Raw genomic sequence first — 22,151 nt, forward strand, 5'->3', positions numbered from 1 at the left:
TCAGCGGTCTCCCACAATTTTTATCGGCTGCTCAGGACTGCGTGCTTCTGGTATTTCCACCAGCACATCGTCCGCATCGGCAAGCGCCAACTCTTCGTGATAGACCATTACCACATTCAGTACACCGGGCTGATCCTTGATGGTCTCGATAGTTTCATTGACCTGAAAATGATCTCTTGTTTCCAGTACCACCACCAACTTGCTCTCCCCGTTGCCGAGATGGATCTGTAGCTCTGCGCGGTCATCGATCCAGCGGCTGACCACGGCAAGTTTCTGCGGTCTCACATGCACAATCAGACTGACGATATGCAGTGAAGGGGCTGCGGTTGGATTCCGGAAATTCGTGCTCTGCTCCGACATTTTTCATCTACTCCCGAGGTCCGGCCTCCGGCCGGAAGAAAAGACGCTCAGCCTGCGAGTTCACAGACGCGATTTCATCCAGGCGGCCCTGGCGGACCGAAGATCATCTGCAGAATCCACACTGCAAAGCCGTAGCCACCGACAATGGCGATCGCGAGGATGGGAAAAAGGAAAACGAGGATGAACACCACCAGGCGGGTTTCCCGCCTTCGCTGCTCAGATATAACAACGGGCTTCTGCTGCGCCAAACCAGTCTCTCCACTCATAACCAGATGAAATCATTGGCATTACCTATATGACGAGTGCCGGTTGACACGCCAGTTCCCTTACAAATTCATACAGGTATAGCGCAGCGCCGTCGCTGACCGCCTCAATTGAGTTTAGAAAGTGCACTCGATACAACAAGAAATCCGCGGCGCAGCCAGCCAGACCCGTCCCGGAAAAAATAGCTATAAAGCAATTGACGCCGCAGACTGCGAGCAGAGAACGAATCGAGAAAAGAGAAGGGATAGGGGAATATATTTCCCGAAAAAAGCCGGGCCGAAGCCCGGCAAAATATATGCGGAAATGAGAATTACAAACAACAGGAGTCGGTGCCGCCGTATACCGCATAACGGCACCGAAATACCTGTTCCGTCGCCGGAAACCACACCAAATGACGCGTGCGGTGTCCGGCCTGGCAGGCCTCTGGCGGTCGTTTTTTCACAACCACTAGAGTACTACCTTGCTAGCCACTGCGGATCAGAAATTCACCCGCAGGGCAATCAATATTTCGCGGCCAGTTGTGGCGAAAGAGGCGCTGGACTTCACTGGGGTGATGTTAGCCAGTACGCCGAAGTTGCTAGCCCAACCAGGCAGGAAACTCAGCGGCTGCGGATAGGGAAGCTCATAACCATCAACCATAGCTCCCTCACCAAATCACGTGAGAGAAAAGCAACCAGTCATTCAAGAATCCATCGAACCAGACAGACCGACACAGGACGCGCCGGTTTGTCTCGCGGTAACGGCAGTTACCGCGGCCAGCGGAACACTGGGAAAATATGTTTAATTATTTATTCGTTACTGGGCTTGCCAATGGTGGCGAGGATGCCGCCATCCACGTACACCACCTGACCATTGACGAAATCACTCGCTTTACTGGATAGGAATACCGCGGCGCCCTGCAAGTCTTCCGGGTTACCCCAGCGGCCCGCCGGCGTGCGGCCGATAATGAATTCATTGAACGGATGACCATCCACACGGATCGGTGCGGTCTGGCTGGTGGCGAAATAGCCCGGGCCGATGCCGTTCACCTGAATGTTGTGGCGCGCCCACTCGGTGGCCATATTCTGAGTCAGCATTTTCAGGCCACCCTTGGAAGCGGCGTAGGCGGAAACACTGTCGCGTCCCAGCTCGCTCATCATCGAGCAGATGTTGATAATCTTGCCGGCGCCGCGCTCAATCATGCGCTTAACCACCGGGCGGGTCATCACCATCACACCGGTGAGATTGGTCTGCAGCACCAGGTTCCACTCGGCCAGATCCATTTCCAGCAGCGGCACACGGCGAATGATGCCGGCGTTGTTCACCAACACGTTGATCGGGCCCTGCTCCTGTTCGATCACCGGCACCATTTCGTTCACTTCGTCTTCGTTAGTGACGTTGAACAGGTAGCCGTGGGCGTCGTAGCCCTTTTCACGCAGCTGCGCGACGGCGTTGTCGAGTTTTTCCTGGGAAGAGTGGCCGGTGATCACCAGTTTGGCGCCGGCATTACCGAGACCTTCCGCCATGGCCATGCCGAGGCCGTGGGTGGCACCGGTTACCAGGGCGACTTTTCCGCTCAGGTCGAACAGGGAAGTGGACATAACAAACTCCAATCTCTTTCTGTAGGAGCCTGCCTGCAGGCGAACCGGGTTTTCCCCGGTTTTTCTATTCGCCTGCAAGGCAGGCTCCTACAAAGAATTTTTAACTTCGATGGATCAACGCAGCTCGTTCGGCTGCACTTTGTCCATATCGTCGTAATCGTGGTTCTCGCCAGCCATACCCCAGATGAAGGTGTAGTTGCTGGTGCCGACACCTGAGTGCAGCGACCAGGTGGGAGATATCACCGCCTGCTCGTTGGCCATCCAGATGGTGCGGGTTTGCTGGGGCGGTCCCATAAAGTGGCATACGGCCTGACCTTCCGGCACGTTGAAGTACATATAGACTTCCATGCGGCGGCTGTGGGTGTGGCACGGCATGGTATTCCAGCAGCTGCCGGGCGCCAGTTCGGTCATACCCATCTGCAGCTGGCAGGTTTCCAGTACGTCTTTCACCAGCAGCTTGCGCAGGGTGCGCTTGTTGCAGGTTTCCGCCGCACCCAGTTCGATCACCTGGGCATCGCCCTGGCCCACTTTGCGGGTGGGGAATTCGCGGTGCGCCGGGGTCGACAGAATGTAGAACTTCGAAGGCGACGCCTGCGCATTGCTGGTGAACTTCACTTCACGGGAACCGCGGCTTACGTACAGCGCCTCCTTGGTACCGATTTCATACACGGTACCGTCGACGTCCACACAGCCGGGCGCGCCGATATTGATAATGCCGAGCTCGCGGCGCTCCAGAAAGTAGTCCGCTTTCAGGGCGTCGACGGTTTCGAGTTTTACTTCCCCGGCCACCGGCATAACGCCGCCCACAATTACGCGGTCCACATGGGTATAGGTCAGGTTTACGGTATCGGCGGTGAACAGGTTCGGCACCAGATATTCTTTTCTCAGGCGCTCGGTGTCGTAGTTCACGTAGTCCGCCGGATGGCTGGAATAACGCTCGTCAAAAACGGTGTTCATAACTCTTCCCGAAAATCTTTTTAAATCAGCTTACGACTTGGACTTCAGCAGTTTGTACATCTCGACGCCGGAGGTGATGAACGGCGCGGTGCCCTTGGGGTCGTCATCGTAGATCGGTTCGCTCATGTAGTACTTGTAGCTGCCGTCGCGGCCGTAACCGAGGCCGGCCACCTGGCACATATCGGTTACGGTGATGGTGCCGTCGGCATGCACCTGCACAAACTCATCCAGGAGTCCCTGGTAGGCCTTTTTCGCGGTTTCCAGATACTGGTCTTCCGGCAGGTAGCCCTGGTTCAGTGCTTTGGCAAAGAAGTAGGTATACATGGTGCTGGCGGAAGACTCGAGGTAGTTGCCGCGCGCACCGGGCTTGTCCATGATCTGCCACCAGGTGCCGGTTGCCGGGTCCTGGTATTTCTCAATCACAGGAGCGATTTCCGCGATCATGTCCAGAAAGTACTGGCGCTGCTCGGTGTTTTCCTCGGGGATGTAATCCAGCACGTCCACCAGCGCCATCGCCAGCCAGCCCATGCCGCGACCCCAGTGGTAGGCGGAAAGACCGGTTTCCTTGTCCGCCCATACCTGCTCGCGCGCTTCGTCCCAGGCATGGTAGTAGAGGCCAGTGTCCGGATCGCGCAGTTTGTCGCGCACCACTTTGAATTCCGCCAGCACTTCGTCCACGTTGGGCTCTTCGTGCATCATCTGTTCGTACTGGGCGAGGAACGGAATGCCCATGTAGACGCCGTCAAGCCACACCTGGTGCGGGTAGATTTTCTTGTGCCAGAACGCTCCGGCGCTGGTGCGCGGGTGATGCTCCAGTTGCTCAAACAGAGTGTCGACAGCCTTCTTGTAACTCTCGTCCCGGTTGCGCTCGTACATGCGCAGCAACATGGTGCCGGCGCGGATGCTGTCGATGTTGTATTTCGATTGCACATAACCATTGATGCTGCCGTCTTCGTTGACGAAGGATCCCATCACGGTCTGTACCGCGTCCGCATAGCGCGCTTCCGGGGCAACCTGGTTCAGCTCGTCGTAGGCCTGCATCACCATACCGGTGGTGTATTCAAAGTAGGACGGGCGCTTGCGGATGTGGTCGAAACCACCAAAGCGGTAATCCAGGGTTTTGCGCTTAAGCTCGGAATCCGCCAGGCGTTTGCTCCAAGTCAGTGCCGCTTCCGCCGTCAGCGGCTGCTGGGTTTCTGCGAGGCTCGCCGCAGTGGTCAGGCGCTGGCGCAGCGGCATGGTGAGTTTTTCCGCTTCCTGCTTGAGGTAGGTTTCAAACTCGGCCTTGGTGGTGATCGGTCCGTGGCGGCTCTCCACTTCGTTGGCCCAGGCGGCGACGAAGTAATATTGAATTTCCTTGTCCGCAGGCTTCAGGATAGCAACCTGGTTGTGTTCGTCCTTGGTAAATTCGTCAATCGCCTTGCGCTTCGCCAGCACCGCCATGCCAAGATTGGCACCATCGAGACTCTGCGGCCCATAAGTACCGATGTAGGTATAGGCGTGGCCGGTAATGTCCGTGTCACCGACAATCAGCTCGGTACCCGGATGATTGACGATACCGGCAATCATATTGTCCAGCTCACTGCTGGTTTTCGCGTTCACCTCCACCAGGCGGCTGCCCGCGTGCATCGAAAGCTGCGCGGAAAGATCGGTCTGTACACCTTCCACCGGCTTCCAGCCCAGGTAGTCGATCTTGAACGCGGAATAGAGGTCGCCGTTTTCGGTAATTTCGGCGCGCCAGTCCTGCACGTCGCTCACACGGATGACTTTCTCGCCATCCCAAAAGCCGTAGCCGCCAACACCGACGGCACTACCCACCTTGAGGATGTCCATGCCCCAGTCGGCAGGCTCGTGATAGGAATCAAAACCGTCCTGACCTACATTCTGCAACACCGGTTGCTGGGTGGATTTGCCGAAAATATCGAAGCCGTTGCGCCAGTCGAGATACACACGGTAGCCCACCAGATCGGATTCAATACCCGGGCCCTCGTAGCGAATATACCAGGAGTGGTCGGTGTGCTCTTTTGGCACGTCCAACACGCTGACATTCTCGAAGCTGCCGCCGAGATATTCACGCTCTTTCCACTCACCGCCCACCTTGCGGGAAATTTCCGCCTGAGTGCGCTTGGCTGTGTTTTCCGCCGCGGCATCTGCCTCGGCGATACGAAGTTTTACCGTTTCATCAACAGCGACGTCCACGGTAAACAGAATGCCATCCTTCTCACCATCGGCATTTTTGTCGATAGTCTGCACAGGAATCTGCTGTGACTGGTTCCACACCGCAATCGGCGATGCGAACCCGTGTTTCAGGCCGAGTTCGTAGAAGCTCAGGTAAACCGCTTCGTCCAGACGCGGGAAGTCCGAGGGGTTGGAAAGCTCAAGAGTGGCAATGGCACCGGGCTTTTCGGCAACCGCCGCAGGCGCTTTTTCCGCTGCGGATTCAGCGGTTTTTTCACCACAGGCGGTGAGCGTTGCAGCAGTCAACGCAAAAGCGAGGGCACTCAGGCTCGGGGTGCGTTTGGACATATCAGACAGTTTCACAGACGTCTCCACGAATTCGGGTTTTATTCTGTTCAATTGAAAAACGGCCGCGTGCGACTTCGAATCTTCCCTGTTCACAAGATGTGGGGTTTCCTGCACTCGGCCGTTTGGGTACAACTCTATTTTATTCGTCGAAAAGCCCGGCAAATATTTGCCGGGCTTTTCGATTATGCAGTCTGTTCCTTATCAGAACTTGTACTGCGCGCCGATGAAGTACTGAGCACCGGAGAAATGCTCGTCGTACAGACGCTGAACATCTTCATCCAGGTAGCGATATTTGGGCTCATCACCCAGGTTAAGGGCTTCGAAGCTTACTTTCAGGTTGTCGCTGACGTTGTAGCTTGCAGAGAAGTCGATATTGCTGCTCTCCCCAACATACTCTTCGCGGCCGATGTTGGTGAGGTATTCACCGCGGTAGGCGTTGGAGATACGCGCCTGGAAGTCATCGTTCTCCCAGTAAAGCGTGATGTTGTAGGAAGTCTCGGAAACACCGAGCATTTCGCTGCCACTGTCGGTCTCGGCATCAACAAAGGTGTAGTTGGTCTGCACACCAAAGTTCTGCACCCACTCGGGTCCCGGCAGGAAGGTAAGCGGCTGCTGGTATTGGAGTTCCCAGCCTTGAATAGTTGCGCCACCGCCGTTGACCTTGCGCGAGACCTCAAAGATTGCGTCTTTCAGCTGGTCAACCTGGGCACCCAGCATGGAATCCGGCAGACCGGTTTCACTCCAGGCCATATCCACTTTCTCGGAAGTCGGGAAAGATTCAATGTCCTTCTGGAACAACGCCAGGCTCACCAATGCGCTCTCGGCAAAGTACCACTCGGCGGACAGATCGTAGGCCTTGGCACGGAAGGGCTCGATGAACGGGTTTCCGTAGCTGACCTTAGGTTCGCCGAAAATGGATACGGAACCACCGGGGTTGAGGTCGGTCAGGTTCGGACGGCTCATTACCTTGGCGGCGGACGCACGCAGGATCACATCATCGGTAACATTCAGAGCCAGGTTCAGGGACGGCAGGGTATCGTCGTACTCGTGGTTGACGGTTACATCCACTACGTGATCAACGTCATTTTCGTCGGTGTAGGCGGTAACACCGGTAGAAGATAATTCGGTGTTGGCCCTGCGCACACCCAGATTACCGCGCAGACGGTAGCCCGCGATGTCGGTATCCATATCAACCTGCACGTACACGGCGCGGCTGTCTTCATCTACTTTGCGGGTGTCACCGGCATGTACCGCGTAGTCCCAGCACCCGGATTCGAGCAGAGTGTCGCTGACGCCGAAGTTGGCCTGGAAGTAATTCTGGCCCGCAGAGTTAACCGACTTACCGTCGTTTGCGGTCAAGGCCGCGCTCACGCCACAGGCACTGCCGTCAATAGTGCCGTCTTCGGCATCCGCCTTGTCGAACGCCTTGTCAGCGCGCTGGCCAATAATATCGTAGCCGTAGGAGTTGCTGTTGGCACCAGCCTTCAGGGTAAACGATTCGCTCAGATCGAATTCGAAATCGACACTGGCATGTCCGGTTTCAGAGCTTGCGTCATACAGACGGTCGCGATATTCGGACATTTCCCAGTTGGCAGGGTTGGACAGGTCGAAACCGTACGCCAGATCCAAGGAGTCGGAGCCGTTGTAGCTCCAGCTGAACTCGTCGCTGCTGTCCGCATAGTCCACGTAGCGGCGACTGTCGTCTTCACTGAAGTGTTCGAACACCACGGTCACTTCGCGGTTATCCATTACGGATTCCGTGGCGCCGACCAATGCATTCATACGCAGGCGATCGCTGAACTCGTGTTCAAGTGCCAGAGAGTACTGCTTGTATTCGGAGCCCCAGTTTGCGCGGAAGTTTTCGGAACGAACGTCAGACCCGGTCACGGTGGCGTCAGTCATGGTGCCGTTGCCATCGATAATGTAGTCGATGATATCCATTTCGCTGGTACCGGTGCTCGGCTTGGTATCCAGACGTGCAAGGGAGATATTACCGAGATACGGCTCGTTGCGGATAACATCCACATTGGAATACAGGGCGTCAACGGTAATCAGGGTGCTGTCAGCAGGTTGCCACTGGAATGACGAGGTCAGGCCCAAGCGCTCCTGGTCATTGGTTTTGTCGGCATAACGCGGAATACGCGGGTGCCAGGATTGAGCAACGGCCGCGCGCTCCTCTTCAGTGTCACAGGCACTGCAGTTGAATTGTCCGGTGCCCTTGCTACCTTCCCAGGTTTCCCAGCGCACGGTTTCCGCACCTTCGGTGCCATTCTTTTTCTCGGAATAAGCGGCGGAGAGCAGAAAGCCAAGTGTCTTGTCTTCGTTGCTTACACTGAAGAGGCCAGAGGCACGCGGAGCAAACTCACCGGTCTGCTCGTTGTATCCACCCTGGGTGTTCGCTACCAGCGTAAAGGTGTCGTAGTCGAGCGGGCGCGCGGTCTGCAGTGCAACGGTAGCACCGAGAGAACCTTCTTCCAGCTCTGCGGAAGTGGTCTTGTACACGTCCAGACGGTTGAACAGTTCGGAGGCGAACACGTTGAAATCGAAACTGCGGTCGGTACGCACACCGCCAGAGCCAGCAGCCAGTGACTGCGCCTGCATGCCGTTTACCTGCACGCGGGTGTAGGTAGAGCCGAGGCCGCGCACGGTGATGGTACGACCTTCGCCGTCATCACGGTCAATAGCCACACCGGGGATGCGCTGAAGCGATTCCGCCAGGTTCTGGTCGGGGAAGTCGGCAATGTCTTCTGCAAGAATGGAATCCACCATGTTGGTAGAGTCGCGCTTGGTATCCAGCGCCTTGGCCAGACTGCCCGCGTAACTACCAGTTACGGTGATCTCTTCAAGGGTGGCATCGCCAGAGGTGTTAGAGGCTTCTTGTGCAAAGGCCGGTACCGCAATCATGGCCATCGCAAGAGTGAGTGGTTTAAGCTCAAAAGTCTTCATGACTCTCATCTCCGCTTTCGTCGTTATTTTGGTAAAACCTGTTTTGGTAATACCGCTTATTATCAATGCAGGCCGATATTCTCACATGGACTACCAACTGGCAACTTTTGGCAGACCAATCAAGCGTGTGTTTATCGCATTTCTCTCGTCAAAATGAAGATTACCGCGCCATAAGCCCCTGGGCCAGTGCAGCTTATCCCGCACTGGACGTCTTCCGGGCGCTTTTGGAAGGTTTATAGAAAAGGACTGATCAACCGGGCTTAAAGGCCTGACCATTGATGCTGACGTTATCCACGGTCAGGCCGGAAACCGCTTCAATCACACCAACGGAACCGGCCTGGTCAATGCGGCTGTTGAAAATCTGCAGACCACGGATGGGCGCGCGCTCGAAGCCGCGGATATGGAAGGCGCGGTTGGCCTGCTCACACACCAGATTTTCCACCTGGATGTTGTAGACATTGGGGTCAAAGCTGCCCTTGTCCCCCTCTTCGTAAAAGAAGTTGATCACGATGACATCTTTCACCTGCCCTATGGTGAGGTTGCGCACGTAGATATCGTGGATCTCACCGCCGCGCATGGCATTCGTCTTGATACGCAGGCCGCGATCCAGATTGGGGCTGCTCATCACGCAGTCCTCCATGAACACATTGCGCACACCGCCGGAAATTTCACTGCCCAACACCAGCCCGCCGTGACCATCACGCATCTGGCAGTTCCGCACTACCACATTCTCGGTGGGAACATTCACGCGGCGACCATCCGCGTTGCGCCCGGACTTGATGGCAATACAGTCGTCGCCGTTGTCGAACAGACAGCCTTCAATCAGTACATTGCGACAGGATTCCGGGTCGCAACCATCGGAGTTGGGGCCGTGGCTGCGGGTGGTGACATTGCGTACCGTGAGGCTTTCACACAGCACCGGATGGATGACCCAGAACGGAGAATTTTCCAGAGTCACGCCTTCAATGAGCACATTGTTGCACTCGTAGAACTGCACCAGCGGTGGGCGCAAGAAGGAACCATCGGCGTACAGGCGCTCCGCGACGGGAACCCCACTTTCGGCATCATCCATCAGTGCCTTGCGCGCCGGATGCTGGGTATCCCCCTCGTTGGAGCTGTTGGCGCATTTGCCGTTCGCCCCCTTCCACGGCCACCAGGTGTCACAGTCGGCACCTCCGTCAATCAAACCCTTGCCGGTCAACGCCACGTTGTCGGCCTTGTGGGCATAGATCAGAGGGGAGTAACCCATCATTTCCAACCCTTCCCAACGGGTTTTCACCGCCGGTAGGTAGCGTCCGGGATCGGGGACGAAATGGATTTCCGCCCCTTCCTCCAGATGCAGCTCGGTATTGGATACCAGGTGAATTGGTCCGGTGCGGTACCTGCCCGCCGGCACTACGATGCGACCACCGCCGGCCCTGCGACTCGCCTCAACGGCAGCGGCAAAGTACTCACTGGCATCTTCGCCCTCGCCGCGCGCGCCCAGCGCTTTGAGATTGAAATCGCGGGCGGGAATGGACGGGAGCCTGATGGACGACAGAATCTCCGGCACCTTCGCCCAAGGGCCATTGTATTGGGCCCGGGGTGGGCGGCTCATGGCCAGCGCCTGCGCGGGCAGACCGGAGATGACAGGCACTACCGCCGCGGCCATCATGGATTGCAGGAATACTCGCCGGTTGAGTCCAGTCATCATTACCTCCCGGGTTTATTGTTGTACTGGTTTATCTGTCTTGGGTTTTGCCGCACTGGATTCCAGCAGCAATAACGCCTAGTGCACCAGTCTGCCTGGAAATCTGGCAAGACCAGTGTGAAAATTTCGACAATACTGTCATACCAATTTTGGCAGGGCAACAACCAGGCGGGCACGCAGCCATTTGGCACGCGTCAGATATCCGGAAAACAAAAAAGCCGGCACAGTGGCCGGCTTTCGGGGCTCGAGCAATTCGAGCGTGCTGGAAACGATCGTCAGGGCAGGGCAAAACGCTGGCGGGCGGCACTCATTTCGCGGCGCGCCTGCTCCAGCGCTTCCGCTTCGGTGGCATCCAGCAACTGCTGTACCACTCTCTGCAGGTGGTCACGCATGGCATTGCGCGCGCCTTCCGGGTCGCGCTTCTTAATGGCATCGAGAATGCGACGGTGCTCTTCAATCCGGGGTTTGGAGCCCACCTGGCGCACCTTCTCAAGAATACGCGCAGAGACTGAAGAGTTGTTGCGCAGCTTCCACAAATGTTCGCATACAGAAACCACCGCATCGTTGTGGGTGCAGCGGGCAATGTGAATGTGAAACTTCTCATCCGCCACTTCGGCATTGGAGTCGGAGGCGTTCTCCGCCACCATTTCTTCCAGGATCACTTCCAGCTCTTTGATTTCCGCATCGGACATTTCGCGGGCGGCGAGACCGGCGGCCTCTCCCTCGAACATCATTCGGGCCTGAAGGATCTCAAAGGCACCGATATCGCTCTCCCCAGCGGAGAAGGCGCTAGCTTCGGTATCGGTCACATAAACGCCTGAACCGCCTTTCACTTCCACACAGCCGGCCAGCTCGAGGGCAATGATGGCCTCGCGCACCGTGGGGCGGCTGACCTCAAAGCGCTCCGCCAGTTTGCGTTCGGCGGGCAAACGAGTACCCGCCGGGTAGTCACCGGCGGCGATGGCAGCGGCCAACTTTTCGGCCACCTGTTGGTAAAGTCTGGCACCCTGCATCAGACCAATCTCCTGCACTTATGCTGCATCTGTTCTTCTGTTTGTGTATTTCAATGGGTGGACCACCGGTTTCAAGCCAGCGCGCCACCGTCACTTTCATCTTTGGATGGTATCCAACAGGTGTTCGCTACAAAAACCTGCCTGACCCATCCGGATTTCCCGCCTTGCCAACCAAAACACATCGTTCCTGGTGCTTATATATAAGTTGCGGAAAACGCTTCGCCGCAGTTTAGCAGAAGGGGTTTAGCCACCACAACACGGGAATTGGCCCCACAGTCTTACCAAATCGAACTAAACTGCAGATTGCGGCCTTACCAATATAGTGTTAGATTGCGACCAACCATAACGACAACTGACCGCAAGTCCGTTAGCGGAGTCAGGACCAGATGGATCTCATTCATATACATTCAGACGATAATGTCGCCGTTAGCAAAGCCCCCCTGCCCGCCGGAGCGCTGGTTAACTGGGGTGGCAACATGCTGCCACTGCTTTCCGATGTACCCGCGATGCACAAGGTCTGTGTGCGCGCCATCGGCGCCGGTGAAGCGGTAATCAAGTACGGCCAGGTTATTGGCTTTGCGCGGGAGGCCATTGCTCCCGGCACCCATGTACACGAATACAACATGGAAGCCGGCAACCACCAGGTTGCGCACGAGTTCTGCAAGGACTACGTCCCCACAACGCTGGTACCGGAAGCTGAGCGCGCGACATTCAAGGGCTTCCGCCGTGCCAGCGGAAAGGCTGGCACCCGCAATTACCTTGCCGTTGTGTCCACGGTGAACTGTTCCGTTACCGTGTCCCGTGCGATCGCAGCACACTTCCGCGACAGTGGCAAACTGCGCGATTTCCCCAATATTGATGGCATTGTGGCATTGGGCCACGACAGCGGCTGTGGCATGTCCACATCCGGTGAGGGCTACCAGACTTTGCTGCGTACCCTGCATGGCCACATTGTGCACCCGAACTTCGCCGGTGTTCTGTTGATTGGTCTTGGCTGCGAGGCCATGCAGATTTCCAGCCTGATGCGCGAAACCGGCCTGCAGGAAGGCGAGCACTTCCAGGTAATGACCATCCAGGGCATGGGTGGCACCCGCGCGGCCATCGACGCGGGCATTGAGCGCCTGGCAGCCATGCTGCCAGCGGCCAATGCCTGCCAGCGCGAACCGATTCCCGCTTCCGAGCTGACCCTCGCGGTACAGTGCGGCGGCAGCGACGCCTACTCGGGCATTACTGCAAACGCCGGGCTGGGTGCAGCGGCGGATATTCTGGTGCGCCAGGGCGGAACTGTGATCTATTCAGAGACACCGGAAATTTACGGCGCTGAGCATCTGCTGACCCGCCGCGCGGTATCCCCTGAGGTTGCGCAGAAGCTGGTTGATCGTATCAAGTGGTGGGAGCACTACACCGAAATGAACGGTGTGGAGCTGAACAACAACCCATCCCCAGGCAACAAGGCCGGCGGCCTGACGACCATCGCGGAAAAATCCCTGGGCGCGCAGGCGAAGGGCGGCACCACCGCGCTGCAGGACGTATACCTGTATGCGGAACAAGTGCGCAAGAAGGGCCTCGTGTTCATGGACAGCCCGGGCTTTGATCCGGTGTCCGTTACTGGCCAGGTGGCGAGCGGCGCAAATGTGGTGTGTTTCACCACCGGACGCGGTTCGGCATTTGGTGGCAAGCCGGTGCCAAGTATCAAGCTGGCGAGTAACTCCAATCTGTTTGAGCGTATGCGCGAGGATATGGATGTCGACTGCGGTGGCATTCTGGATAAGCGCTACAGTGTTGCCGAGTGCGGTGAGATGATTTTCCAGCACATTCTGGCGATTGCTTCTGGCGAGCAGAGTGCCAGTGAAAAACTCGATTACGGTGACAACGAATTCTTGCCCTGGCATATTGGGGCGGTTGTTTGAGAGAAGCCGGCGATTCTTCGCCGGCTTTTTCTTTTATTCGGTGACCAGTTTTATACCTCTACCAGGCCTTCGGCCAGTGCAGGAATATCCTCTCCGCCCATCAGGCAAATCACGTCAATATCCGCAGCCTGCAACTGTTGATAGGCAGACGATAAATCCTGACACTATGGAGTACTCATCGCACCGTCGTGGAAGGAAAAGCACAGGTAACCGACGCGGTCTTTGATTTCGTGTTTTATATCACGGAGGTAGTCGGGCGTAATTTCCAGCGTGTCGATGGGGTAGTTGAGCAGCGCCGGCAATATTCTTTTTATCAGTCGCCGATTGCACCGAAAGCTCACAGCGCATTTGCGCAAGCGCGCGGTACACTCTCTGACTTAATCCATTGAACTCACTACAAAGCAGTAAAACTCGTATGGATCTTCCCTTTCGCTGTTTCCACCTGCGTCAATCCTTATGCGAATGCTTGCTGAGTAATACAATGATCAGTGTTGCCAGGGGCCCCAAAAGCAGGCTCAACAGCCACCACAGCAGACCACTGCGATTTTTTCCCTGAGCCAAACCGGCATTAATCAGCGAAAGCGTACCCCAGCCTACCAGCCACTCCCGCGACTGAATCATCACCTGATACTCTTCCATCGGTTCATCCTCGCTGCCGAATAATACACATCAGCCTGAATTGAAGGCGGAGTGCCGGTGCTCCGCCGCCAGGGAAACAACTAAGTGGTTACCACGTGACTCAATTATCCAAAAGGAACCGAGCAATGGTACGCACGCCATGCCCCTTGGCCCCCTGTGCCCACTGATCATTCGGCGCTGGCAGATAAGAACCGGATAGATCCATATGCACCCAGCCGCGCCCCTCATCGCGCACGAACTTGGCAAGAAACGCTGCCGCGGTGGAAGCGCCGGGGCTGCCGTCCACGCCCACGTTGGCAATATCCGCGAAACCGGAGGGAATCTGTTCCAGATGGAATTTCTCCAGCGGCAGACGCCAGGCTTTTTCGTTTTCTGATCTGGCCGCAGACAACACCTTCTCGGCCATCTCATCTTCCAGGCTCAGCACTGAATTGTAATCCCGGCCCACCGCCATTTTTGCCGCGCCGGTTAGCGTTGCCGCATCGAGAATATAACGGGGATTCTGCTCACTCGCGGCGATCAGGCCATCGGCAAGAACCAATCGACCTTCCGCGTCGGTATTGAGAATTTCCGCGGTCACCCCGTTCTTGTAGCGGATGATATCGCCGAGCTTGAACGCGTGCCCGGAGATCAGGTTTTCCGCACAGCACAGGTAGAGCTTCACGCGCTTTTTCAGCCCGCGCGCAATGGCGAGCGCGAGGCCGCCGGTGACCATCGCCGCACCGCCCATATCGGATTTCATGTGCGCCATGCCGGCGGAGGGTTTGATACTGTAGCCGCCGGAATCAAAGGTAATACCCTTGCCCACCAGGCAGATGTCCACCGCGGCGGCGTCGTTACCGGCCGGGTTGGAGCCATCAGCGGAAGGGTTGGAGCCATCAGCGAAAGGATTGGAGCCATCAGCGAAAGGATTGGAGCCATCAGCGAAAGGATTATAGTCCAGCTGCAGCATCGCGCCGCCGCGCACGCTGCCGCGGCCGACGCTGTGGATGCCCATAAAGCCCTCTTCCAGCAGTTCATCGCCGGAGACAATGCGATAACTCACCGCATCCGGGGCGAGTTTCTGCAGCATGTCCGCGGCGCTTTCCGCGAGTGCGCGAGGGAAGACGTTTTCCGGGGTACCGTTGGTGATCTCCCGCACCCACAGGCTCGCCGCCTTGCGCGCCTCCAATTCTTTCCGCTCTTCGCCGTCGCCGATGCCCCAATCCAGCGTGCTCTGGCGGTTCGGGTTGTAGTACCCGGCCCAGAAGGCCCAGCGGCTTTCCAGATCCCAGTTGTCACCGGTGAGGGCAACCGCCGTGACTCCCATACCGTCGAGACGGCGGGCACCGCGCTGTACCGCGACCAGGGTGCCGCCTGCAGCCTCGGTGGCGTGAATCCGGGCTTCGCTGTCGTTGAAGCTCAGCAGGGCGTTCTTGCCCCAATGTTCCGCCGCCGCTGTGGTTTCCAGCCTTACCTGCATCGCTGTTGTCATCTGTACACCTTCTTGCATCAGTTTTTGTTTACGCATATCCAACTACGGAACCGCTGGAAAACGTAGCGAGCGGGTGGCTGGTGGTGGCCGCCTGCGCGCAAAAAGCGGAGCGTACTTCAGGTACGTGAGCATTTTGAGCACAGCCGGACGCCGCCAGGCGCACGCGCAGTAGTTTTCCTGGGGTTCCCGCGTCAGCGACACGATATTGGGTCAGTCTAGCAGCCTGCAAGTACCGGTTTGCGCGCAACGCCAGTGTGCCGATAAACTTTGCAGGCTGAAAATAACGACAAGCCAAGCACGGCCAAACACTAAGGAAAGTACTATGGGCAACGCCTGCCACTACCACTCCGGCGCCGATGCCGTATGGCAATGCACCGGCTGCAGTAAGGAATACTGCGGCGACTGCGTACCGGGATCGGTGGATAACTATTACAAGTCCACCCCCAAGTGCGTGCTGTGCAACCAGCGCCTGGACAATGTGGGCGCGAGCAACAAGGCCCGCCCCTTCTGGCAGATGGCCCCGTTCTATTTCCGCTACGCGTTTTCCGCCGGCCCCCTGACCTTCTCCGCCATCTGCGCGGCGGCGGCGATCGCCATGACCGGGCTCGGCTGGCTGTCAATTTTCGTACTGGTGGCGATGCTCGCGGTAGTGATCCGCTACAACCTGCTGGTGATCGAAAAACTCGCCGGCGGCCAGCTGCAGGCCCCCACCTTTGGGGATGCCCAGGACGGCCGCAGTGCCGCCATCTTCGCCAAGGTAATCGGCATGATTCTGGTAGCCGGTGGTGGCGGCATGATGCTGGCGGGGCTGGGAGAAGGTGCGGTGCAGGCGTATTCCATCGCCCTGTCGCTGCTGGCGCCGGCGGCGATGATTGTACTGGCGCTGGAACAGAGCATGCGCGCGGCGGTGAATCCGCTGAAGCTGCTGCAGTTCACCCTGATCATTGGCTGGCCCTACTGGCTGCTGTGGCTCTCCACCACCGCGGTTTCCGCTGCACCGACCTACCTGCTGCCCATCGTCGCCGACAAGCTGCCGCCTTGGATGCTGCTGCCGCTGCTCGCGTTTGTCACCAGCTATTTCTCCATCGTCACCAGCGCCATGATGGGCTACATCTGCCTGACCCGACAGCAGAAGCTGGGGGTTATTTCGCAGCTGGACGACGCGGAGTTTCTGGAAGAGCGCGAATTCGAGCGCCGCAAGGCTCTGGCGGATGCGAGTATCCTGCTGCGCGAGGGGCGCGGTGAGGAAGCGCGTAAAGCGCTGGTCACCGCGCTGCGCCAACAGCCAGACGATATTGCGCTGAACGAGCGTTATTTCCGCCTGCTGCTGGCAATGGACGACAAGAAAGCCCTGCGGGAACTGGGGCCGCATCTGCTGGAGCGGTTTGTGACCCTGAACCAGCCGCACAAGGCGGCTGAGCTGTATCTGGCAACCGCCACAGCCCAGGGCAAGCCACCGGTCATCGACAAATCGCTGCTGCGCCACCAGATCGCCGAAGCGCTCTACCGCCAGCGCCAGTTCAAACCGGCACTGACGCTGATCAACAACCTGCACAAGGAAGACCCCAGCTATACACGGCTGGACAGCGCGATGTTGTTGCTGGCGAAGATTTACATGGACGGTTTCAACCGCACCGACAACAGTCTCAAACTGCTGGCCTATGTGCAGAAAAAATATCCGCAAAGCGGGGTAATTCAGGAAGTGCGACAACTGGTGTCGATTCTGGCCGCGGAGCAGAGTCCGCAGCCAGCGTAACAAACTACACCGCGGCGGGTTGCAGGCTGCGGGCAAACTCCAGCGCGCGGCGCGCGCGCGCTTCGTCTCCGCAGCGGCGGTAGTGATCGACGAGCCCATTGGCAAGGCGCGCCATCAGCGGGTGGCGGTGTTCCTTCTGCTGCAGGCGCAGCAACAATGTTTCCACCAGTTCCCAGCGCTTTTCCGCGGCCGCGCGCTGGGCAATCACCAGGCACACACCCGCATTCAGCGCCCGCGGCACCTTCGCCTTCTGCAGATAATCCTCAACACCCTGCGCTACTGGCGCAAAGTTCTGCCCCGGCTGTTTGGCAAGCGCGAACAGCGCAAGCCAGGCGCGGTGGTGCGCCTCACTCTCCGGTGCCAACACGGTAAGTTCGATGCCCTTGTAGATGAGCGGCAGGGATTCCGGGTGCTGACGCCGGGCAGCTGCGGCCGCCTGGCTCGCCTCGAGCAGCTTGCCGCTGTTCTGCAGTGACTCAATGCGCGCGAGCGCAAGCTGTTCCGGGGTGGGAGGCAGATCCTCTTCCACCTGGATTTCGCGGCTCGGGCGCAGTCGGATGAGCAGCCAGGTGGAGGCAAAACCCGCCACCAACCCGCCAAAGTGCGCCCAGTAGGCAATGTTGTCGCTGCCAAAGAAGTAGCCGAACACTTCCTTGCCCAGCCAAAGGGGCAACACCAGCAGCGCCGGTGCGGTGAATTCTCCAAAGGCAAATCCCAACGTATAGAAGAAACGCAGACGGCGGATACCGTATACCGCCACGAACATGCCCATTACCGCCGACACGGCACCGGAGGCGCCGATCACCGGCATCAGGCTGCCCGCCTCCACCCCCATGTGCAGGGCCGCGGCGGCGAGTCCCCCGAGCAGGTACAGGCCGACAAACCAGGCGGCGCCGAGGGCAAGCTCCACCGACAAGCCGAACAGCATCAGGAAGATCATATTGCCCAGCAGATGGTCCCAGCCGCCATGCAGGAACATATGCCCGAAAAGCCCTTTCAATGTCGGGTTGGCCGGTGTCAGGCCGTAGGCAAAGCTCGAAAGACTATCGCGCCGCTCAGCGAACTGCTGTCGCTGCTGCAGCCACTGGGACTGCCCCTCCTCTTCCAGCTGTACCACCAGCCAGCGGTGGAACTCCCGGCTCCACAGCAGCTGCTCGTAGATGAATTCCTCGCCCGCCCCCTGAGCAAGGGTGCGCCACTCGGGCTGCTCGGCGTCCACATACTCGTAGAAGCGCGCCTCTTCCAGCGCCGGCAGCTCGCTGGCGAAGTAGAACTCCTCAGCCGCCTGCCAGCGGGCTTCGTCGCCGCTCTGGTAGAGCACGAACACCAGCAAATTAATGAGAACCAGGGCAAAACATACCAGTGGCGGCCGGCGCCAGTCGGGTTTGTTCTGAATGGGAATGATAAGCAAGGGCAGACCCGCAGTGTGATTGGCAGTAAAAAGAATCAGGTCGCTCAGAATACAGAGGCTGTGCAATAAGGCCAGCCCCGCGCGCCGCCGCGCAGTCGAAAAACGGGAAAACGGCGCCAGCCGGCGGCCTGCGGCCGGTCAGTGGCTGGCGGGGCCGCCGGAACCCTGTCCACCGTCACTGCCATCGCCGCCATCGCTGTCTCCGTTTTCCCCGGCATCTTGCGGCCAGTCTTCGGCGCCCGCGGAGCCGCGTCGCGGCGCCGGGGGATCCACCGGCGTATCCTTAGCCAGCGCTGGCGAAGGCCCCCAGCTGCGCACATGCAGGTCCCGCTGCGGGAAGGGAATTTCGATGCCGCGCTGGTCAAACTCCCGCAGCAACTCGATGTTATAGAGCGCAGTGAGATCGCCGAGCGAGGACACCGCATTGCTGTTTACCCAGACCACCAGTTTGAATTTCAGCGCGCTGTCGCCGAAATCGGTGAGCCATACCTCAGTCTTGCGCTGCCAGTTGGTGAATGTGACCGGCACCCGCTCCGCTGCGGCCATGGCCGCTTCGCGCACCTCTTCCGGATCGGTACCGTAGGCAACGCCGAATACGACATGAATACGCCGCACCGGGTCGTCCAGGGTGTGGTTGGTAACCCGCCCGGTAACAAACTCGGAATTCGGCACCAGGATGTCTACATTGTCGCGGGTGGTGATGCGGGTAGAGCGCACACTGATATCGCGGATGCGCCCGAATACACCAGACTCCAGTTCCACCAGGTCGCCGACCCTGAGCGGCTGCTCGAACAACAGGATGATGCCGGAGATGAAATTGGAAAATATCGCCTGCATCCCGAACCCGATACCCACCGAAAGGGCGCCGGCAATCAGCGTGAGTTTGGAGGTATCTAGCCCCACCATGGTGAGGATGATGATGAAAGTGATAAGGACGATGCAGTAATTCAGAATCCGCCACAGGGTGTAGGAACTCTGCTCGCTGGTGCGGTTCTTGCGCACCATACGTTTCAGTATCCAGTTCAGCAGTCGCGAACAGCCCCAGGCGGCGAGAATCACCAGGATCATCTGCGCGATGTCTTTCAGGGTAATGGGCTGCTCGCTGATGGCAAACAGCTTGTAGTTGGCGAGATTGCGCCAGCTGGTGCGCAGATCCTCAAACTGGTGCAGGAAGCGTTCGCCTGCGGTTTTCCACCACCCCTGCTGACGCTGGTACACAAACAGCTGGGCGTTTTCGTAGCGCTTCACGTCATCGATCAAGTCGCCGACACGGCCGAGGCCGCTGGCGACCTTCTCAAACTGGCGCCACCATTTGGTCATCGCGTTGGTGTCCTCGCCCACCCAGGCGACGATCTGGCGCTGGCGCACATTGAGCTGGCGCGCAAGGTTGTTGCGGACGGTTTCCGCATTGGCCACCAAGTCATTACTGAGAGACAGCTTCTGCTCTTTACCGTCGCTGGCATCGAGCAGTCTGTTGATGGCGAGCAGCAGTTCCTGCTTGCGCAGTTGCAAGCGGTTTTCCAGCGCCTCGACACTGAAGTTCATCATCCGAATCTGCTGCTCCATGGTGACTGCAGCGTCGGACGTTTCAAAAATCAGATCCCGGGTGTCGCTGCGCTCGCGCGCCAGTTCCTCCAGATTGGACTTTTCCACGGTGCGCGCCGCAGCCAGCTTTTTTGCCGCCTCGGCACTGAACTGCAGCTCTTTGAGCATGCGCTGCAACTCCGCCCGGGCAATGGTCAGCTCCTCCTCCCAGGCGGACAGCTGCTCCTGCAGCATTCGCTGCTCCTCCTGAATCTGCAGGTGGCTGAGCTGGGCAAAAAACACATCCACCGTCGCTTCGATGTATCCGGCATCGGAGCGGTGGGTATCGCGCAGCGCAATAACCTGCTCCCGCAGCCGGCCGAGCGACTGGGCAACGCTCTCATCCATCTGCGAGTTTTCCAACCGCAGGCCGTCAAACCGCTGCTGGCCCCGGGCCACCGCGGCATCGGACTGCGCCCACTGCAGCACGTTTGGCGAGTTCGGGAATTTGACCTCCGGCAAGACCCCAACTTTCTTCAGTTCCTCGCGTTTCTGCCAGGTTTTGCGGATACCGGCAAAGCGCAGATTCACCGCGTCGACCTTTTTCCCGAGATCCGCGTCTTCGGGAATCGCCGCACTCCAATCTTTCCAGGCGGTTTCCACCTCCTGCAGCCACTGAGCGCGCTGCTCCTGGGTGGCGTCTGGCCACTGCGTCCACCAGTCGGCGGACAATGCGTTGAAATCCGGGATTACCGGGGAGAATTCCTTTGGTTTGCCGGAGGGGAGCTGCGCCGCGGCAAGCGCGGGCAGCAGTAGAAATACTGCAGCGAGACACAATAGCCACTGTGGTATCACAGGCAGCCCCGAGTGATGCGAAACTTGGCGGGGTGAAGAAGTGCTATCAGTGGCCATGCCCGGAACTGTCCCTGTGCATCGGTATTCCTGGTCTATCGCGGTGGAAAATGCCGGCATGCCACATCCTGGCCAATGCCCAGTCCCGCAATGGATTCAGTGTAGATGAGGTGGGCCGGCTCTCAGCGGCGGCGGTCATAGCGCTGGATACAGTCGCGGTATGCCCGCTGATAAATCCGCAAACGCTGGTCTTCGAGACTGCTGCCCCGGCGCGCCGCATCGAACGCATCCTGGCGGCAGGCGGATTCCGCCAGCACGCGGTTGTCGTAGCGCTCGCCACTGCTCCAGTCGTAGGGGGGACGCACATTGGCGTAAGGGCGGGCCGTGCCCCGACGCGGATCGCGATACCCTTCCACCTCGTACAGTGGAACGCCGTCGTTATCGTTTGGGTCCGGGTCCAGCGCATCGGGGGGATAGGCACGGGGGATGCCGGAGCGATCCCGCAGGTCATCCAGATCCACATCGGGATAACCGTAAAGCCGCTCCTCGTAGGCGCCGGCGATGTCACCGTTGTAGTAGCGCCGCCATTCATAGGGCGGCGTGGTCACGATGTAACTGCGACGGCGGGGCTCATAGCGGTAAAAGGTACCGGTGCCACTCAGAAAAAAACGCTGGCCATCAATTTCAAAGCCGTTGCTGCCGTAAGGTAGAAAGGACAGCTCCGCGCCCAACGGCGGCTCTACCCGCAGGAAACCGTCGTCTTCACGGCGGTAAAAATACCCGCCCTGATAGTAGTAAATGTTGCCGCTCAGGGTCAGTTGCACCGCGTCCGCCGGCAACTGGCGCTGGCGATCCGGGTCCCGCGCGTAGTCCTCCGCCGCGTCACCGCTGGACTGGTCCGGCGGCGTGTCGCTCAGGCCACGCGACTGGGCATGCGCGCTGGCGGCGACACCACAGGCCAGGCAGGTACCAAGCAACAATGTTGAAAAAAACAATGTTGAAAAAGCAGATGCTGCACCGCGCGGTCTGCCGCGCAAGGCAAAGAGAAATGCTGACGTGCCGGACATAGGGAAACCTCTGCTGCGCGCGCCACCCGGCGCGCCGGCCCCCCAGAATATTCAGGCAATCAGGTCAGTGTTGTTTATGGATGTAAATAAGCCGCGCACGGCCCCGACGCAAACGCGGTCAGCGGCGGAACCGCACGGGCCACGGTAGCCGGAGGCGCCACCCTCCCTTGGCGAGTGGCGAA

At 58.5% G+C, this 22,151-nt stretch carries 16 protein-coding genes; 2 read left to right on the plus strand and 14 right to left on the minus strand.

Annotation, left to right across the window (positions count from 1 at the left end):
* From GNX18_RS11925 to GNX18_RS11965, 9 genes are all read right to left on the minus strand, one after another.
* Positions 1-360 (minus strand): chaperone NapD, encoded by a 360-nt coding sequence (locus GNX18_RS11925; RefSeq protein WP_138235093.1) that lies wholly within the window; start codon positions 358-360, stop codon positions 1-3.
* A 74-nt stretch (positions 361-434) separates the two neighbouring features.
* Positions 435-608: a periplasmic nitrate reductase, NapE protein gene (locus GNX18_RS11930; protein ID WP_342776605.1), complete on the minus strand. Its 174-nt coding sequence runs from the start codon at positions 606-608 to the stop codon at positions 435-437.
* Positions 609-1,101: 493 nt separating this feature from the next.
* A complete protein-coding gene (locus GNX18_RS11935; protein ID WP_166218370.1) occupies positions 1,102-1,263 on the minus strand; it encodes a hypothetical protein in 162 nt (53 codons plus the stop codon).
* Between the two features lie 149 nt (positions 1,264-1,412).
* Positions 1,413-2,204, minus strand: coding sequence for a gluconate 5-dehydrogenase (locus GNX18_RS11940; protein WP_166218373.1), 792 nt, complete (start codon positions 2,202-2,204; stop codon positions 1,413-1,415).
* Between the two features lie 114 nt (positions 2,205-2,318).
* A complete protein-coding gene (gene kduI / locus GNX18_RS11945; protein WP_138235098.1) occupies positions 2,319-3,161 on the minus strand; it encodes a 5-dehydro-4-deoxy-D-glucuronate isomerase in 843 nt (280 codons plus the stop codon).
* Between the two features lie 30 nt (positions 3,162-3,191).
* Positions 3,192-5,702 (minus strand): glycoside hydrolase family 88 protein, encoded by a 2,511-nt coding sequence (locus GNX18_RS11950; protein WP_240913991.1) that lies wholly within the window; start codon positions 5,700-5,702, stop codon positions 3,192-3,194.
* Between the two features lie 186 nt (positions 5,703-5,888).
* Positions 5,889-8,633 (minus strand): TonB-dependent receptor, encoded by a 2,745-nt coding sequence (locus tag GNX18_RS11955; RefSeq protein ID WP_166218376.1) that lies wholly within the window; start codon positions 8,631-8,633, stop codon positions 5,889-5,891.
* 250 nt (positions 8,634-8,883) lie between these two features.
* Positions 8,884-10,323, minus strand: a complete 1,440-nt coding sequence (locus GNX18_RS11960) for a glycoside hydrolase family 28 protein (RefSeq protein ID WP_138235100.1) — start codon at positions 10,321-10,323, stop codon at positions 8,884-8,886.
* Between the two features lie 275 nt (positions 10,324-10,598).
* Positions 10,599-11,336, minus strand: a complete 738-nt coding sequence (locus GNX18_RS11965; protein WP_138235101.1) for a FadR/GntR family transcriptional regulator — start codon at positions 11,334-11,336, stop codon at positions 10,599-10,601.
* Positions 11,337-11,722: 386 nt separating this feature from the next.
* Between GNX18_RS11965 and GNX18_RS11970 the strand changes: the two genes are divergently transcribed.
* Positions 11,723-13,246 (plus strand): UxaA family hydrolase, encoded by a 1,524-nt coding sequence (locus tag GNX18_RS11970; protein WP_166218379.1) that lies wholly within the window; start codon positions 11,723-11,725, stop codon positions 13,244-13,246.
* A gap of 447 nt (positions 13,247-13,693) precedes the next feature.
* Here the strand turns inward: GNX18_RS11970 and GNX18_RS11975 are convergent, their stop codons facing one another.
* Both GNX18_RS11975 and GNX18_RS11980 read right to left on the minus strand, forming a co-directional pair.
* Positions 13,694-13,885, minus strand: coding sequence for an antitermination protein NusB (locus GNX18_RS11975; RefSeq protein ID WP_166218382.1), 192 nt, complete (start codon positions 13,883-13,885; stop codon positions 13,694-13,696).
* A gap of 100 nt (positions 13,886-13,985) precedes the next feature.
* Positions 13,986-15,395: an aminopeptidase PepB gene (locus tag GNX18_RS11980; RefSeq protein WP_240913992.1), complete on the minus strand. Its 1,410-nt coding sequence runs from the start codon at positions 15,393-15,395 to the stop codon at positions 13,986-13,988.
* A gap of 286 nt (positions 15,396-15,681) precedes the next feature.
* Here GNX18_RS11980 and GNX18_RS11985 point away from each other — a divergent pair, with 286 nt between their 5' ends.
* Positions 15,682-17,115 carry a tol-pal system YbgF family protein gene (locus GNX18_RS11985; RefSeq protein ID WP_166218385.1) on the plus strand — a complete coding sequence of 478 codons (1,434 nt, stop codon included), beginning with the start codon at positions 15,682-15,684 and terminating at the stop codon, positions 17,113-17,115.
* Positions 17,116-17,119: 4 nt separating this feature from the next.
* Here GNX18_RS11985 and GNX18_RS11990 read toward each other — a convergent pair whose 3' ends face one another.
* From GNX18_RS11990 to GNX18_RS12000, 3 genes are all read right to left on the minus strand, one after another.
* Entirely contained in the window at positions 17,120-18,526 is a 1,407-nt protein-coding gene (locus tag GNX18_RS11990; RefSeq protein ID WP_166218388.1) for a rhomboid family intramembrane serine protease, read from the minus strand.
* Between the two features lie 138 nt (positions 18,527-18,664).
* A complete protein-coding gene (locus GNX18_RS11995) occupies positions 18,665-20,905 on the minus strand; it encodes a mechanosensitive ion channel domain-containing protein (RefSeq protein ID WP_240913993.1) in 2,241 nt (746 codons plus the stop codon).
* Between the two features lie 179 nt (positions 20,906-21,084).
* Positions 21,085-21,897, minus strand: coding sequence for a DUF6515 family protein (locus GNX18_RS12000; protein WP_166218394.1), 813 nt, complete (start codon positions 21,895-21,897; stop codon positions 21,085-21,087).
* Positions 21,898-22,151: the final 254 nt, after the last annotated feature.

Origin of the sequence: Microbulbifer sp. SH-1 (assembly GCF_011326135.1) — a bacterium.
Classification (GTDB): domain Bacteria; phylum Pseudomonadota; class Gammaproteobacteria; order Pseudomonadales; family Cellvibrionaceae; genus Microbulbifer; species Microbulbifer harenosus.

What these genes read in the sequence shown, in the direction of transcription:
- GNX18_RS11955 (WP_166218376.1), bottom strand. Translation starts at nt 8,633, where the DNA reads ATGAAGACTTTTGAGCTTAAACCACTCACTCTTGCGATGGCCATGATT.
- GNX18_RS11960 (WP_138235100.1), bottom strand. Translation starts at nt 10,323, where the DNA reads ATGACTGGACTCAACCGGCGAGTATTCCTGCAATCCATGATGGCCGCG.
- GNX18_RS11925 (WP_138235093.1), bottom strand. Translation starts at nt 360, where the DNA reads ATGTCGGAGCAGAGCACGAATTTCCGGAATCCAACCGCAGCCCCTTCA.
- GNX18_RS11970 (WP_166218379.1), top strand. Translation starts at nt 11,723, where the DNA reads ATGGATCTCATTCATATACATTCAGACGATAATGTCGCCGTTAGCAAA.
- kduI (WP_138235098.1), bottom strand. Translation starts at nt 3,161, where the DNA reads ATGAACACCGTTTTTGACGAGCGTTATTCCAGCCATCCGGCGGACTAC.
- GNX18_RS11985 (WP_166218385.1), top strand. Translation starts at nt 15,682, where the DNA reads ATGGGCAACGCCTGCCACTACCACTCCGGCGCCGATGCCGTATGGCAA.
- GNX18_RS11975 (WP_166218382.1), bottom strand. Translation starts at nt 13,885, where the DNA reads ATGGAAGAGTATCAGGTGATGATTCAGTCGCGGGAGTGGCTGGTAGGC.
- GNX18_RS11965 (WP_138235101.1), bottom strand. Translation starts at nt 11,336, where the DNA reads ATGCAGGGTGCCAGACTTTACCAACAGGTGGCCGAAAAGTTGGCCGCT.
- GNX18_RS11940 (WP_166218373.1), bottom strand. Translation starts at nt 2,204, where the DNA reads ATGTCCACTTCCCTGTTCGACCTGAGCGGAAAAGTCGCCCTGGTAACC.
- GNX18_RS11935 (WP_166218370.1), bottom strand. Translation starts at nt 1,263, where the DNA reads ATGGTTGATGGTTATGAGCTTCCCTATCCGCAGCCGCTGAGTTTCCTG.
- GNX18_RS11980 (WP_240913992.1), bottom strand. Translation starts at nt 15,395, where the DNA reads ATGCGTAAACAAAAACTGATGCAAGAAGGTGTACAGATGACAACAGCG.